At 69.9% G+C, this 14,887-nt stretch carries 13 protein-coding genes and 1 tRNA gene; 7 read left to right on the plus strand and 7 right to left on the minus strand.

Annotated features, from left to right (window positions below):
* Positions 1-56: 56 nt before the first annotated feature.
* Positions 57-413: a YciI family protein gene (locus tag AC6CCG_RS02205; protein WP_496652810.1), complete on the plus strand. Its 357-nt coding sequence runs from the start codon at positions 57-59 to the stop codon at positions 411-413.
* Complete coding sequence (locus AC6CCG_RS02210; protein WP_496652811.1) at positions 410-1,660, plus strand: RNA polymerase sigma factor; 1,251 nt, start codon at positions 410-412, stop codon at positions 1,658-1,660. The genes AC6CCG_RS02205 and AC6CCG_RS02210 overlap by 4 nt, the downstream gene beginning before the upstream one ends.
* An 89-nt stretch (positions 1,661-1,749) precedes the next feature.
* Here the strand turns inward: AC6CCG_RS02210 and AC6CCG_RS02215 are convergent, their stop codons facing one another.
* Both AC6CCG_RS02215 and AC6CCG_RS02220 read right to left on the minus strand, forming a co-directional pair.
* Complete coding sequence (locus AC6CCG_RS02215; RefSeq protein WP_496652812.1) at positions 1,750-3,060, minus strand: MFS transporter; 1,311 nt, start codon at positions 3,058-3,060, stop codon at positions 1,750-1,752.
* 33 nt (positions 3,061-3,093) lie between these two features.
* Positions 3,094-4,059, minus strand: coding sequence for a sugar-binding transcriptional regulator (locus tag AC6CCG_RS02220; RefSeq protein WP_496652813.1), 966 nt, complete (start codon positions 4,057-4,059; stop codon positions 3,094-3,096).
* Positions 4,060-4,188: 129 nt separating this feature from the next.
* Between AC6CCG_RS02220 and AC6CCG_RS02225 the strand changes: the two genes are divergently transcribed.
* The 4 genes from AC6CCG_RS02225 (at position 4,189) to AC6CCG_RS02240 (ending at position 8,731) form a co-directional block, all read left to right on the plus strand.
* Complete coding sequence (locus tag AC6CCG_RS02225; protein WP_496652814.1) at positions 4,189-5,748, plus strand: sugar ABC transporter ATP-binding protein; 1,560 nt, start codon at positions 4,189-4,191, stop codon at positions 5,746-5,748.
* Entirely contained in the window at positions 5,745-6,785 is a 1,041-nt protein-coding gene (locus AC6CCG_RS02230) for an ABC transporter permease (RefSeq protein ID WP_496652815.1), read from the plus strand. The genes AC6CCG_RS02225 and AC6CCG_RS02230 overlap by 4 nt, the downstream gene beginning before the upstream one ends.
* 72 nt (positions 6,786-6,857) lie before the next feature.
* A complete protein-coding gene (locus AC6CCG_RS02235; RefSeq protein WP_496652816.1) occupies positions 6,858-7,928 on the plus strand; it encodes a substrate-binding domain-containing protein in 1,071 nt (356 codons plus the stop codon).
* Entirely contained in the window at positions 7,925-8,731 is an 807-nt protein-coding gene (locus tag AC6CCG_RS02240) for a GolD/DthD family dehydrogenase (protein ID WP_496652817.1), read from the plus strand. Before AC6CCG_RS02235 ends, AC6CCG_RS02240 begins: the two co-directional genes overlap by 4 nt.
* Positions 8,732-8,749: 18 nt before the next feature.
* On the opposite strand, the gene AC6CCG_RS02245 is transcribed toward AC6CCG_RS02240, so the two are convergent.
* From AC6CCG_RS02245 to AC6CCG_RS02260, 4 genes are all read right to left on the minus strand, one after another.
* Positions 8,750-9,241 carry a hypothetical protein gene (locus AC6CCG_RS02245; RefSeq protein WP_496652818.1) on the minus strand — a complete coding sequence of 164 codons (492 nt, stop codon included), beginning with the start codon at positions 9,239-9,241 and terminating at the stop codon, positions 8,750-8,752.
* Positions 9,210-9,416, minus strand: a complete 207-nt coding sequence (locus AC6CCG_RS02250; protein ID WP_496652819.1) for a hypothetical protein — start codon at positions 9,414-9,416, stop codon at positions 9,210-9,212. The genes AC6CCG_RS02245 and AC6CCG_RS02250 overlap by 32 nt, the downstream gene beginning before the upstream one ends.
* A gap of 229 nt (positions 9,417-9,645) precedes the next feature.
* Positions 9,646-9,717 (minus strand) — tRNA-Thr (locus AC6CCG_RS02255).
* Between the two features lie 62 nt (positions 9,718-9,779).
* Positions 9,780-11,570: a glycerophosphodiester phosphodiesterase family protein gene (locus AC6CCG_RS02260; RefSeq protein ID WP_496654381.1), complete on the minus strand. Its 1,791-nt coding sequence runs from the start codon at positions 11,568-11,570 to the stop codon at positions 9,780-9,782.
* 157 nt (positions 11,571-11,727) lie between these two features.
* On the opposite strand from AC6CCG_RS02260, the gene recQ reads away from it, so the two are divergent.
* Positions 11,728-13,605 (plus strand): DNA helicase RecQ, encoded by a 1,878-nt coding sequence (recQ, locus tag AC6CCG_RS02265; protein WP_496652820.1) that lies wholly within the window; start codon positions 11,728-11,730, stop codon positions 13,603-13,605.
* Here the strand turns inward: recQ and AC6CCG_RS02270 are convergent.
* A complete protein-coding gene (locus tag AC6CCG_RS02270; protein ID WP_496652821.1) occupies positions 13,600-14,865 on the minus strand; it encodes an ATP-binding protein in 1,266 nt (421 codons plus the stop codon). The two genes, recQ and AC6CCG_RS02270, sit on opposite strands and share 6 nt — an antisense overlap.
* Positions 14,866-14,887: the final 22 nt, after the last annotated feature.

Here is a 14,887-nt window from a genome sequence, read left to right on the forward strand (position 1 = left end):
AAACTTCTGTCGACTGTCCATCCGGGCGGTCGGCCGTCCGTCGGTAGGGTGAAGCGATGACTCAGGAGGGTACGATGCGCTACCTGTTGTTGATCAGTGCCGACGAGAGCCGTACCGACGTCCTGGCGACCCCGGAGAAGGGGCGGCAGTTCCACGCCTGGATGGACGACCTCGAGCAGCGTGGCGTGCTGGTGGCCCACGAGGGGCTGCGGCCGAGCCCGCTGGCCACGACGGTACGGGTCCGCGGCGATCAGGTGCTGCTGACCGACGGGCCCTACATCGAGGGCAAGGACCAGATCGGCGGCTTCGCGCTGATCGACGTCGATGATCTTGACGTCGCGATCGAGATCGCCGCCGGACATCCCGCCACCGACTTCGGCCAGGTGGAGATCCGGCCGGTCATCGGCCCGTGACGCAGGAGCCGAGCCCCGCGGTCGCGACCGCGGTGGCCGCGGTCTTCGCGGACGAGTGGGGCCGCATCGTGGCGAGCCTGATCCGGCAGACCGGTGACTGGGATCTCGCCGAGGACTGTGCGCAGGAGGCGTTCGCGCTGGCGCTGCGCACCTGGGACCGGGACGGGATCCCGGACCGGCCGGGCGCCTGGCTGACCACCGCGGCCCGCCGCCGGGCCCTGGACCGGCTCCGCCGGGAACAGGTCGGTCGGACCAAGCTGCGGGAGTTGATCATGACCGAGGGTGACCGCACCGAGGCGTACGACCCGGACCCGGCCGCCTCGCCGCTGACCGACGATCGGCTCCGGCTGATCTTCACCTGCTGCCATCCGGCGCTGGCGTTCGAGGCCCAGGTCGCGCTCGCGCTGCGGACCCTGGCCGGGCTGACCACGGCCGAGATCGCCCGCGCGTTCGGGGTGCCGGAGCCGACGATGGCCAAGCGCCTGGTCCGCGTCAAGGCGAAGATCACTCAGGCCGGGATTCCGTACCGGGTGCCGCCCGATCATCTGCTGCCGGAACGGACCGCGGCCGTGCTCGGGGTGATCTACCTGCTGTTCAACGAGGGCTATGCGGCGACGGCCGGCGACGACCTGACCCGGCCGGACCTGATGGCCGAGGCAATCCGGCTGGCCGACCTCACCGCGACCCTGATGCCGGACGACCCCGAGACCGGCGGGCTGCTCGCCCTGCTCCTGCTGCACCGGGCGCGGCAGGCCGGTCGGATCGGTCCGCACGGCGAGCTGATCGGGCTGGAGGACCAGGACCGGACGCTGTGGGACCAGGCCATGATCGGCGCCGGACTGGACCAGTTGCGCCGGGCGGGCCGCCGGGAGCGCCTCGGTCCGTACCAGCTGCAGGCGATGATCGTCGCCTGTCACGTCACCGCGGCCCGGGCGGCCGACACCGACTGGTCCCGCATCGTCAGCCTGTACGACCACCTGCTCACCCTGGTCCCGTCCCCGACGGTGCGGCTGAACCGTGCGATCGCGGTCGCGATGGCTCAGGGACCGGAGGCCGGGCTGGCCGCGTTGGCGGAGCTGCCGGAGTCCGGCGACCGGGCCTGGACCAAGCAGCACGCGGCGGCCCGGGCGGACCTGCTGCGAAGGGCCGGCCGGACCGAGGAGGCGGCGCTCGCGTACCGCCGGGCGATTGATCACAGCGACAACACAGCTGAACGCGCGTTCCTCACGAAACGCCTTGAAAATTAGGGGATGCGGGGGACCGGCACGCTGCGGGTCATGCGGTCGACCCCGCATCCGTTGGTCAAGACTACCCGCGAATCCTGGCACGCAAGCCGTTACCGGAGATTTGTTCCCGGACCCTCAGCATCGAGGTCGACCCGCCTGGTTTCGGGCAGCGCGAGGACGCAGCCGAGCGAGATCGCGGCGACCACCGCGATGTAGCCGCCGATGGCCCAGGAACCCACCGAGGCCTGTAGCTGAACGGCGATGATCGGGGGCAGTGCGCCGCCCAGCACCCCACCCAGGCTGTACGACAGCGCGGCGCCGCTGTAGCGGTAACGGGTCGGGAACAACTCCGGCAGGAACGCCCCCATCGGCCCGAACGAGAGCCCCATCAGGCAAAGGCAGCCGGCCAGCGCCAGCCAGACCAGAAACAGGTTCCGCGAGTCGACCAGCGGGAAGATCAACAACGCCCAGCCGATCGCGATCGCGGCCGAGATCACCAGCACCCGGCGCCGGCCGACCCGGTCCGAGACGATCGACGAGAACACGGTGGCCAGGCCGAGCACCACCACGGCCAGCAGGACGACGACCAGCATGGTGATCTCGCCGAGCTTCAGCACCTGGGTGCCGTAGTTCAACAGGTACGTCGTCGAGGTGTAGAACAGCGTGTACTGGATCATCATGACGCCGGCGCCGAGCAGCAGGGCGCCCGGCTGGGCGGTGATCAACTGCAGCAGCGGGACCCGGGTCACCTGCTCGGTGGCCACCGCCCGCCGGAACACCGGGGTCTCCGCGATCCGGACCCGGATGTAGAGGCCGATCAGGATCAGGATCGCCGAGGCGATGAACGGGATCCGCCAGCCCCAGGCGGCGAAGTCCTGCTGGCTCATCGACAGCCGGGCGGCCAGGAAGGCGAGGTTGGCCAGGATGAAGCCGACCGCCGGGCCGAGCTGCGGGAACATCGCGTAGAAGCCGCGCTTGTCCGGCGGCGCGTGCTCGGTGGCCAGCAGGGCGGCGCCGCCCCACTCGCCGCCGAGGCCGATGCCCTGGATGAAGCGGAGCACGACCAGCAGGACCGGCGCGAGCACGCCCCAGGTTCCGTAGCCGGGCAGCACCCCGACCAGGAAGGTGCTGCCGCCCATCAGCAGCAGCGAGACGATCAGGATGGTCTTCCGGCCGATCCGGTCGCCGAAGTGGCCGAACAGGGCGGCGCCGAGCGGCCGGGAGACGAACGCGACGGCGTAGGTGGAGAACGCCGCGAGGGTTCCGGTGACCGGGTCCAGGGACGGGAAGAACGCCTGGTTGAGCACCAGGGCCGCAGCGAGGCCGTACGCGTAGAAGTCGAAGAACTCGATCGTGGTGCCGATGAAGCTGGCCACCGCGACCCGACCCATCGGCTCCCGCTCCGCAGAGGGTTCAGACACGGCGGCCACTCTCGCACCGGAACCTGGAGTTGATCAAGACGGGTCCGCGAGCAGCCGGCGGGCCACGGTGCTGTCGGTGATCAACGTCTCGGCCAGTCCGGAGCGCAGCGCGGCGCGGATCGCGGGCATCTTCCACTCGCCACCGGCGACGACGATCACCTGGTCGATCGCCCGCAGCCCCTCCAGTCCGATGCCGAGGGTACGGTCGTCGAAGTCGTGGATCGCCTTGCCGTCGACGTCGAGCAGCGCCCCGCCGACGTCGGCGATCACCCCGCGCCGGAGCAGTTCGGTGCGGTCCGCCTCGCCGATCCCGTCGTGGAACCGCGAGTCCGGCGGCCGCCAGCAGCCGACCGCGGTGACGGCGATCGTGACGGCCGCGAACCGGCCGAAGGCCGAGGCCAGCCGTGGATCGGACCGGAGCGCCTCGGCGGAGTCCGCGGTCGCCACGGTCAACGGCGCGTAGATCGAGTGCGCCTGGCCGCCGGACAGCTCGGCCACCCGGCGCAGCACCTCCACCGGGTTGTCGTTGAGGTTCCCGGGCATCCCGGTGAGCTGGATGATCTCGCAGCCGGCCAGCCTGGTCAGGTGCCGGGCCGCGGCGTCGATCGAGCGTCCGGACGTCACACCGAGGACGTCGTCCTCGGTGACCAGGTCGGTCAGCAACGCCGCCGCGGCCCGGCCGAGCGCGTCCCGGATCCCCTCCGGAGTCTCGTCCCGCGGCGCCGTGACCAGGGCCCGGTCGAGGCCGTATCGCTCCTTCAGTCGCAGCGACAGGTCCGAGTCGACCGCCTCCGGGAGGTCGATCTCGATCCGGACCAGCCCGCTGCTGATCGCCGTCTCCAGCAGCCGGCCCACCTTGAACCGGGACAGGCCCAGCTCCTCGGCGATCTCCACCCGGGTGCGCCCGTTCCAGAAATGCCGCCGGGCGATGTCGGCCATCAACAGCTGCTCGTCCAGGGAGGCCGTCCGCCGCGCCGGCCTGTCTTCCGCCTTGCTCATGTGAGCAGCCTAATGCTTGACGAGTGCTCGAGTGTGAACTATCGTCCGAAATCTCAGGTGAGCGTGATCTCGCTCCTGAATGGCTCATCCGAGCACGATCGACGGAGACAACGTGCGGAGGAGGACGACGTGACCGCTGGTTCCTCGGCGTCGCCGGTGCTGCGGTGCCGGGACGTGACGAAGGGCTTCGGCGGCGTTCCCGTGTTGGCCGGGATCAGCCTGGACCTCGAGCACGGCACCGTCACCGCGTTGGCCGGCGAGAACGGGGCCGGCAAGTCGACGCTGATGAAGATCGCGTCGGGGCAGTACCGGGCGGACCGGGGCAGCGTGATCATCGACGGCCGGGAACTGCATGCCGGCAGCGTCGCCGACGCGCACCGGGCCGGCGTCGCGATCGTCCCGCAGGAACTCGCCTCGATCCCCGAGCTGACCGTGTACGAGAACCTGTTCGTCGGCCGCGAGCTGCGCCGGTTCGGCCTGCTGGACCGCCGGGCGATGATCAAGGAGGCACAGCGGGCGCTGGACGAGTTCGGCGTCGAGCTCCGGGTGACCGCTCGGATGGCCAGCCTGCCGGTCGGCCTGCAGCAGATCGTCGAGATCGTCAAGGCGACCAGGACCGGCGCCAAGGTGCTGCTGCTCGACGAGCCGACCTCGGCGATCTCCGAGCGGGAGGTGGAGCAGCTCTACCGGGTGGTCCGCCGGCTCCGTGATCAAGGTGTCGCGATGGTCTACACGACCCACAAGATGGCCGAGATCCGGGCCCTGGCCGATCGGGTCGTGGTGCTCCGGGACGGCAGCCTGATCCTGGACGAGGCGATCGACGAGGTGTCCGACGCCGACATCGTCACCGCCATGATCGGCCGCGAGCTGGGCACCCTGTTCCCGGAGCTGCCGCCGTCGCCGGCCGCGTCGGATCCCGCCGTCCTGGAACTCTCCGGGCTGCGGGTCGTGGGAGCCTCGGCGCCGGTCGATCTCACCGTACGCAAGGGGGAGATCCTCGGGTTGGCCGGTCTGGTCGGCGCCGGCCGTACCGAACTGCTGGAGGCGATCTTCGGCACCCGGCGGACGCTGGCCGGCCGGATCATGATCAACGGGAACGAGCTGCGCCGCGGCGCTCCGGCCGAGGCGATCCGGCACGGGCTGGCCCTGGTGCCGGAGGACCGCAAGGCCGGTGGCGCGATCCTCGGCATGTCCGTGCTGGACAACGGAAGCCTGCCCCGGCTGAGCCAGTTCTCGATCGCCGGCTGGCTGCGCGGGCGGGACCGGGTCGGCGCGGTCGGCGAGGCCATGCGGTCGGTCCGGCTCCGGTCCCGCGGACTCAGCCAGGAGGTCGGCACGCTGTCCGGCGGCAACCAGCAGAAGGTCGTGTTGGCCCGCTGGCTGACCGGCAAGATCAACGTGCTGCTGCTCGACGAACCGACCCGCGGCGTCGACGTCGGCGCCCGGTCCGAGATCTACCGGATCGTCGCCGACCTGGCCGCCGCCGGCGTCGCCGTGATCATGGCTTCCTCCGACATGCCGGAGATCCTCGGCCTCTCCCATCGGGCGCTGGTGCTGCGGCGCGGCGCAGTCGCCGGTGAGCTGAGCCGGACCGAGCTCTCCGCCCCGGACGCCCAGGCGCGGATCTTCGCGATGGCGGCCGATCTCGACCATCAGCCGATCGAACGAGTCACCGAGGACGTGCGATGAACCAGCCCGCCAAGACCGCGCTCGCCACGGAGCCCGAGGTCGCCGACACGGACACACCGGACACCCTGCTCGGCGGCGAGGCCCGCCGGTTCTCCCGGCAGTGGTGGCTGCAGTTGGCGCTGCGCAACGCGATGCTGATCGTCGTCGTACTGGTGATCTGCTTCTTCAGCTACCGCAGCCTCCGGTTCTCCAGCGTGGACAACGCGGTCACGATCTTGATCGCGGCGGCGCCGTTCGCGTTGATCGCGCTCGGCCAGACCCTGGTGATCCTGACCGGCGGCATCGACCTCTCGGTCGGCAGCGTGATCGCGGTCGCCGCGATGACCGGAGCCGCGGTGGCCAAGGCGAATCCGGGGCAGGTCTGGTTGACGGTGCTGACCGCGGTCGCGGTCGGCCTGCTGGCCGGGGCGATCAACGGGTTCTTCGTGTCGGTGGTCAACGTGCCACCGTTCATCACCACCCTCGGCATGCTCACCGCAGGCTCCGGTGCCGCGTACGCCATCGGCGGCGGCGCCCCGATCAACGGGCTGCCGCCCGAGTTCGGCGCCATCGCCAACACGACGATCCTCGGGCTGCAGGTGCCGGTGCTGGTGATGATCGCCGGGATCGTGATCCTGGCCGTCGTGATGCGGCGGACCGCCTACGGCATGCGGGTGTACGCGGTCGGCGGCAACCGGGTCGCGGCCGAGATCGCCGGCGTGAACACCCGGCGGGTGCTGTTCAGCGTGTACGCGATCTCCGGGGCGCTGGCCGGCCTGTCCGGCGTGATGCTGGCCTCCCGGGTGATCTCCGGCCCGCCGAACCTCGGCCAGGGCTACGAGCTCGACGCCATCGCCGCCGTCGTGATCGGCGGTGCCAGCCTGATGGGCGGCCGCGGCTCGATCTGGGGCACCGCCCTCGGCCTGCTGCTGATCCAGACGCTGAACAACGGGCTGGACATCCTGCTGGTGCCCTCGTACTGGCAGGACGTGATCAAGGGTGTGCTGATCGTCTTCGCCGTCGCGGTGGATGTCTGGACCGCCCGCCGACGCCAGTAACCGTCCCCTGAGCCCGTCGAAGGGCCTGAGCCCGTCGAAGCGCGCTTTCCGTACCGACAAAGGAGTTTCCTCATGCGCAAGCTCGTCCTGGCCGTGATCACCGCGTGTGCGCTGGTGATCGTCTCGGCCTGCGGTCTCGGCGACCCGAACCGTGATCAACAGGGTGGTGCGGACGGGGGCGCCAAGCCGCTCCGGATCGGCGTCACGGTCTACGACATGAGCTCGTTCATCACCGCCGGCAAGGAGGGGATGGAGGCCTACGCGAAGGCCAACAACATCGAGCTGGCCTGGAATGCGGCGAATCTCGACGTGAGCACCCAGGCCAACCAGATGGACCAGTTGATCAGCGCCAAGGTGGACGCGATCGTCGTCGTCCCGGTGCAGGCGGACTCCCTGGAGCCGCAGGTCGCCGCGGCGAAGGCGGCCGGCATCCCGGTGATCGCGGTGAACGCGTCGCTGAACAACCCCGACATCTCCGGCGACGTGCAGCCGGACGACGTGCTGGCCGGCGAGGGCGAGATGCAGATGATGGCCGACGAGCTCGGCGGCAAGGGCAACATCGTCGTGCTGCAGGGCCCGCTCGGGCAGTCCGGCCAGATCAACCGGCAGACCGGGATCGAGAACGTGCTGAAGAAGTACCCGGACATCAAGGTGATCGCTCAGGACACCGCCAACTGGAAGCGGGACGAGGCGGTGAACAAGATGAAGAACTGGATCTCCGCGCACGGCGACAAGATCGACGGCGTCGTCTCGCAGAACGACGACATGGGGCTGGGAGCCCTGCAGGCGTTGAAGGAGGCCGGCATGACCGACACTCCGGTGGTCGGGATCGACGGCATCGAGGACGGGTTGCGCGCGGTGAAGTCCGGCGAGTTCATCGGCACCATGCTGCAGAACGGCACCGTCGAGCTGTCCGCCGGCCTGGCCGTCGCGGCCGCGATCGCGCGCGGTGATCAGGTGGATGCCAAGCCGACGTACATCATGGCCAAGATCACCACCGAGAACGTCGACGTGGCGACGGAGCACGTGGTGACCAAGCGGCAGGAGTTCCTGGCCGGGCTGCCGGAACTGACCGAGAAGAACCTGAAGACCGGAAACATCGCCTACGAAGGAATTCCGGGGCAGAAGGAAGCCGGCCAGTGAGCGGACTGATCACCGACATCGACGTCGACGTCTCCGAACTGCAGGTCCGGCTCACCGGGAAGGTCGCCGTGATCACCGGCGGCGGGTCCGGGATCGGCCGCGCGATCGCCGAACGGTTCGCCGCTTCGGGTGCGCGGGTGGTGCTGCTGGACCGCGATCTGGTGGCCGCCGCCGGGGTGGCCGGCCAGCTCAATGCCGACCGCGCCGAAGATCAGCCGGAGGCGCTGGCGTTGCAGTGCGACGTCGCGTCGAGCGCTTCGGTGGCGACGGCCGTGGCGGCGACGGTCGAGCGGGCCGGGGTGCCGGACATCCTGGTCAACTCGGCCGGGATCGCCCGGCTGGCGCCGGCCGAGCTGCTCGACGACACGGGCTGGGACGCCACTCTGGCGGTGAATCTGACGGGGACGTACCGGATGTGCCGGGAGGTGGGCCGGCGGATGCTGGACCGCGGCCGCGGCAAGATCATCAACCTGGCCTCCCAGGCCGCGTCGGTCGCGATCGCCGAACACGCGGCCTACTGCGCCTCGAAGTTCGGTGTGGTCGGGCTGACCAAGGTGCTCGCCCTGGAATGGGCCGGGCGCGGAGTGACGGCGAACTCGATCTCACCGACCGTGGTGCTGACCCCGCTCGGCATCGACGCCTGGGACAACCCGAAGGGCGAGGCGCACCAGGCCGAGATCCCGGTCGGCCGGTTCGCCAAGCCGGAGGAGATCGCCGCCGTCGCCGCCTTCCTGGCCAGCGGAGCCGCCGACATGATCAACGGTGCCGACCTCGTCGTGGACGGCGGCTTCACCATTCGCTGACCGTACCCACGATCAAGATCAACAAGGCTTCGGCTCCGGGTCAGGGCCGGGATCGGTGACGTAGCTCAACCGGACGGCCAACCGGTGGGCGGCGAAGATCTTGGCTGCCGTACGGCAGGTCCGGTCCGCGTTCGCCGGCGTGGCCCGCAGCGTCACCGAACCGCCGTTCCGCGCAAGAGATGCGTCGGCGAACCGCGGCAGCTCGGCGAGGGCGTCGAAGGCCGCCGGCGGCACGGGCGGACGCGTGATCGCGATCGAGCTCGACGTCGAATGTACGGAAATCAGGTCGGCCTGATCGCCGGCGGCGTTCGCCAGCCCGCGCGTGGCCGGCACCAGGGCGGCTCCGTCGCTCAGCGTGGCCAGGACGGCCACGGACGGGACGGCCTGCAGGGAGAGGAAGACCGACCTGAACCGGGTCAGGTCGGCGGCGTCCAGCCGGAGCAGCACGTCGAGCGGACGGTAGAGACCGGTCGCCGCCTCATAGCCCGATCGGCCCTTGAGGAGTTCCACCGTCAGCACCCCGACGGACAGCTTCCAGCCGGGCGAGCCCGATGATCACGAAGACCGGGATCAGGGCGAGCGGGACGGCGAGCTTCCAGACGAAGCGCTTGAGAAAGCGGCCCAGCGGGCTCTCCTCCGTCGTCGCCAGCAAGTCCTGGAGCTCCGCGCGCTCCGCTGCCGACATCGGGCTCACCGGACTGGTGGTCGGGCTCGTCGGGTCGCTCGGGCAGTGTCGGCCAGGCGTCACCGGGCCGGCGCGGGTGCGGCGTGAGCCGGCCGTCGGCGCCGACGACCCCGCCCGGCTCCTCGCCGCGGTCGCGGTCAGCCATCCGGTCCTCCTGGCATCGACGTGCCCGGCACACTAACCGACGACCGGTCGAGTCCCGCCCCACGGCGGCGTCGACCGGTGGTTGAGCCGCGTGAGAGAATCGAACTCTCGACTTTCGATTTACAAGATCGACGCTCTACCACTGAGCTAACGCGGCCGGCTTTCCCCGGCGAGTCCCGGGGACGGCGCCAAAAGGGTACCTAACCGCTGCCGGACCGCTCAACGCGCGCGGAGGAACAGCTCCAGGCCGTGCAGGTCGTCGGTGTTCACGTGGTCGACGCCGGCGGCGATCAGCTCCCGCCAGAGCGCCTCCCGGGCGGCGCCCGGCTGGTCCGGGGTGGCCCAGAACCGGACCCGGTAGCCGGCCCGGTGGGCGTCGGCGATGATCGTGCGCAGCTTGGTCCGCTCCGCGGCCGGGAAGGTGCCGGTGCCGTCCCAGCGGAAGTGGTTGGTCCAGTTGTCGCTGACCAGCGGCATCAGTTCCGGACCGTAGCCGGAGTCGAGGTCGGACAGTCGGCCGTCGTAGCCGGCGTAACGGTCCGGCTGCTGCTGCATCACGGCCAGCGGCCGATTGCCACTGATCACCGCGGTCACCGCTCGCTCCTCGATGCCGCGCCCGGTGAACCGGCTGAACACCGCGTCGTACTGGCGCAGCGCTCGGTCGATCGCCGCGTACGTCGTCGGGCCGTCGCTCTTGATGTCGATCAACAGCTGGAAGCCGGCGCCCGGTACGGCCGGGTAGATGCTGCCGCGACCCTGTTCGGCCCGCTCGGCCAGCGGATCGAGGTACAGCTTCTCCAGGGTCACGCCCGGCTCGGTCTGATCTTGATCATGGGCGACCCGGAGCTCACCGTCGATCAGCCAGACGTCCGCCTCGACGCTGGTGAAGCCGCGAGCCAGCGCGTCGGTCAGCGGGTTCAGGTGCTCGTAGTCGTTGTGGGCATGGGCCTGCGGCAGCGGCTCGACCTTCGGCGCCCGGTAGCTGCGGGGCAGCCGGATTCCTTGATCATCGAGGACGGTGCGCAGCCGGTCCGGGTAGTCGGTGATGATGCCGTCCACGCCGAGCTTGATCAAGGAGGCCATCGTGGCCGGGTCGTCGACGGTCCACGGAACGATCTTGATCCCGGCCCGGTGCGCCGACCGGACCATGGCCTGATCGACGTACGGCTCGTAGTTCGGATCGCTGATCTTGCCGTTCTGCGGGAAGCCGTGCACGGGCGAGACCGCATCGGCGTCGAACGACTTGACCGCCTTGATGAGGTCACCGTCGAAGTCGTCGATGTCGATCCCGCCGAGCCACGGCGACCTGCCCGGCTGGTCGGTCTGCAGGAAGTCGCGGTTGGTCAGCGCCACGATCGGCAGCGACGGCGCGACCTCGCGCATCCGCATCAGCGCGCCCCAGTCGAAGCTCTGGATCGTCACCTGGCGGGCGATCCGGGCCCGTCGCACCTCGGCGGCGACCACCTGGACGAACTGTTCCCGCGGCGCGGTCTCCTGCGGCGCCCCGGCCTCGACCTTGGTCTCGATGTTGAGCTTGACCTGATGCGCCCGGTAGGCCTTGACCAGCGCGAACACGTCCCGCAACTCCGGCATCCGGGCGCCCGGGTCGAGGGCCTGGCCGGGATGTTCGGCCAGCCGCTGGCTGCCGCAGTCGAGCTGCCGTACCTGCGCCAGGGTGAGGTCCTTGACCCACTTCCCGACGTACGGGAACTCCGGATCCCCCTTCGTGTACGGGGCCGTGTCGCGGCACTTCGTCCCGGACACCTTCCGGTCGTGGGTGACCACGGCGTGCCCGTCCTCGGTGATCTGGACGTCCAGTTCCAGCGTGCTCACGCCGAGCTCGAGGGCCCGGGAGAAGCTCGCGATCGTGCTCTCCACGGTCAGGCCGAGCCCGCCCCGGTGCGCCTGCAGGTCGAACCGACCCGATCTCGGCTCACCGGTCGACGGCCCGATCCCCCACAGGGAAAGGCCTATGGTCATGATCAACACCAGCGCCCCGCGCGCGATCATCGTCACGAGGCCACCGTGACCGGTCCCGGCCACAGCCACCCGAACTCGACATGACGGCCAGTCGACGGGGTGGTGAGTGTTGTCGATCCTGCGCCGGTGTCGTCCGTACGGCGGTGTTGGGGGCCCGGCACCGGCGAGGAGAGCCTACGATCGGGTGATGCTTCCTGTCGCGACCAAGCCGATCGAGGTGCTGAACCGGGTCTTCGGCTACGACGCGTTCCGCGGCGACCAGGCCGAGATCATCGAGCACGTCACCGGCGGCGGGGACGCGCTGGTGCTGATGCCGACCGGCGGCGGCAAGTCGCTCTGCTACCAGATCCCGGCGCTGGCCCGGCCCGGTGTCGGGGTCGTCGTGTCGCCGCTGATCGCGCTGATGCAGGACCAGGTCGACGCCCTCCGCGCGCTGGGCGTCCGGGCCGGCTTCCTCAACTCGACCCAGGGGCCGGAGGAGCGGCGGGACACCGAGGCGGCCTTCGTCGCCGGCGAGCTGGACCTGCTCTACCTGGCGCCGGAGCGGCTCCGGGTCGAGTCGACGCTGCGGCTGCTGGACCGCGGCAGCATCGCACTGTTCGCGATCGACGAGGCGCACTGTGTCGCCCAGTGGGGGCACGACTTCCGGCCGGACTACCTGGCCCTGTCCTCGCTGCACGAGCGCTGGCCGGACATTCCGCGGATCGCGCTGACCGCGACCGCCACGGAGGCGACCCGGACCGAGATCGCCTCCCGGCTCGACCTGACCGAGGCGCGGCACTTCGTGGCCAGCTTCGACCGGCCCAACATCCAGTACCGGATCGCGCCGAAGAACGAGCCTCGCCGCCAGCTGATCGACCTGCTCAAGACCGAGCACGCCGGCGACGCCGGGATCGTCTACTGCCTGTCCCGCGCGTCGGTCGAGAAGACGGCGGAATTCCTGGTGGGGCAGGGCTACACAGCACTGCCGTACCACGCGGGGCTGGACGCGCGGACCCGCAGCGAGAACCAGGCCCGGTTCCTCCGCGAGGACGGCGTGATCATGGTCGCGACGATCGCGTTCGGGATGGGCATCGACAAGCCCGACGTACGGTTCGTGGCACACCTCGACCTGCCGAAGTCGGTCGAGGGCTACTACCAGGAGACCGGCCGGGCCGGCCGCGACGGGCTGCCGTCCACCGCCTGGCTCGCGTACGGGCTCTCCGACGTGGTCCAGCAGCGGAAGATGATCAACGAGTCCGAGGGCGACGCCGCGCACCGGCGCCGGCTGTCGCAGCACCTGGACGCGATGCTGGCGCTGTGCGAGACGGTGGAGTGCCGGCGCACCCAGCTGCTGGCGTACTTCGGTCAGCGCGGCGAGCCCTGCGGCAACTGCGACACCTGCCTCACTCCGCCGGAGACCTGGGACGGCACGGTCGCTGCGCAGAAGGTGCTGTCCACGGTCTACCGGCTGGACAAGGAACGGCGGCAGCGCTTCGGCGCCGGCCAGATCGTCGACATCCTGCTCGGCCGCCGGACCCCGAAGGTGGAGCAGTTCTCCCATGATCAACTCTCGGTCTTCGGGGTCGGCACCGAGCTGACCGAGGCGGACTGGCGGACCGTGATCCGGCAGCTGCTGGCCCAGGGCCTGCTCGCCGTCGAGGGCACCTATCAGACGTTCCTGTTGACCGAGGCCAGCCGCGGCGTGCTGTACGAGAACCGGACCGTCTCGCTGCGCCGCGACCCGCCGAAGCAGGCTCGCACCCGGACCCGTACCTCCTCCGGCAAGGCGCCCGCGGTCGAACTCGACGAGGCCGCCGCCCCGATCTTCGAGCAGCTCCGGGCCTGGCGGGCCGGTGTCGCCAAGGAGCAGGGCCTGCCCGCGTACGTGATCTTCCACGACGCGACCCTGCGCGAGATCGCCACCCGCGCCCCGAGCTCACTCGCCGAGCTGGGCACGATCAGCGGGGTGGGGGAGAACAAGCTGGCCAAGTACGGTGAGCAGGTGCTCCTGGTGCTCGGTCACGGGGACGCCCCGCCCGCTGATCATGAAGTGCTCCCGCTCGACCCCGAGCCGTCATCATGAGTCGGGCCCCCACAGGCCGGCGATGGGCACGGCGGTGATCCGGTCGCCCAACTGATAGGTCATCGGCCCGGAGTGCAGGATGATGCCGGCCAGGAAGCGATCACCGTACTCGTCGCGAAGCCAGGCCAGATGTCGTCCTTCCGAAGCCTTTGGCGCGCCGGCCTTGACCTCAATCCCGATGATCTTCTGCCCGCCCAACTCGATCACGATGTCGACTTCGTGGCGACCCTGCTCCTGGCGAAGGTGATAAAGGCGAGGTCGGGCTCGGCTGATCGGTAGCTCGGCACGAAGTTGCGAAAGGACGAAGCTCTCGAGAACCCGGCCCAGCAGGTCACCATCGGCCATCACCGCGCGACGGTCGACTCCGGTCGCACCGGCGAGCAGCGCGACGTCGGTCAGATGCCGTTTGGGGCCACGCACCAGGCGCTTCAGACGATTGGTCGTCCAGGCGGGCAACGCTTCAACGACGAGCAGGTTGCGCAACAGTTGCTCGTACGCGGAGGCCGTTCGCTTGTCCACGCCGGCCGCCTCGGCGACCGTGATCTGGTCGACGAATCCTGCGGTGTTGAGGGCGAGGGCCTCGAAGTAGCGGCGCAGCCGGTCGGGATCGCGGCCAGGGTCGAGATCCGGCGCATCGCGAGTGATGAGCTGCTCGACGTAGCTCTCCAACCATCGGCCGACACTTCGGACAGGCAGGCGGAGCAGCGGCTCGGGGAACCCACTGCCCAGCGCCAGGTCGAGATAGCCGGCCAGGTCTGGTGTCTGGGCGGGCATGGTCAGCCCGCCGCCTCCGGATTCGGCTACTCTGTCGATCCAGGATCGGCCAACGGTGAAATCCATCGATTCGGCGACGGTCATTCCAAACATGGGTACTGTGATCACGCGGCCGGTGCCCGGCCAGGTCTCGGCTGCCAGACTGGCCCGGACCGAACCCGTGATCAGGAAACGCCCCGGTCGTGGATCCTGATCGACCGATCGCTTGACGGCTCCCAGGATTCCGGGAACGACCTGCCACTCGTCGACGAGGACCGGCTCAGCCAGCTGGGCGAGGGCGGAGTCCGGATCGGCACGGAACGCAGCCGCTTCGATCGCCCGATCCAGTCGGACGATGCTCCGCGTCAATCGGGCCGCCGTCGTCGTCTTACCCGTCGCCCGAGGTCCGGTGATCACCACCGCGGGGAAATCCTCGATGAGTTCCCGCAGGAGGTTGTCGACCATTCTGGGTCGATAGGTCATCCATTCCTGATGTTCCGATTCCACAGAGTTGAATGTACTTCAACCA

The sequence above is a fragment of the Microlunatus sp. YIM B11417 genome, assembly GCF_059617205.1.

Excerpts from the sequence above, each read along its gene's own strand:
- recQ (WP_496652820.1), top strand. The coding sequence starts at position 11,728 with ATGCTTCCTGTCGCGACCAAGCCGATCGAGGTGCTGAACCGGGTCTTC.
- AC6CCG_RS02250 (WP_496652819.1), bottom strand. The coding sequence starts at position 9,416 with ATGTCGGCAGCGGAGCGCGCGGAGCTCCAGGACTTGCTGGCGACGACG.
- AC6CCG_RS02220 (WP_496652813.1), bottom strand. The coding sequence starts at position 4,059 with ATGAGCAAGGCGGAAGACAGGCCGGCGCGGCGGACGGCCTCCCTGGAC.
- AC6CCG_RS02230 (WP_496652815.1), top strand. The coding sequence starts at position 5,745 with ATGAACCAGCCCGCCAAGACCGCGCTCGCCACGGAGCCCGAGGTCGCC.
- AC6CCG_RS02235 (WP_496652816.1), top strand. The coding sequence starts at position 6,858 with ATGCGCAAGCTCGTCCTGGCCGTGATCACCGCGTGTGCGCTGGTGATC.
- AC6CCG_RS02260 (WP_496654381.1), bottom strand. The coding sequence starts at position 11,570 with ATGATCGCGCGCGGGGCGCTGGTGTTGATCATGACCATAGGCCTTTCC.
- AC6CCG_RS02205 (WP_496652810.1), top strand. The coding sequence starts at position 57 with ATGACTCAGGAGGGTACGATGCGCTACCTGTTGTTGATCAGTGCCGAC.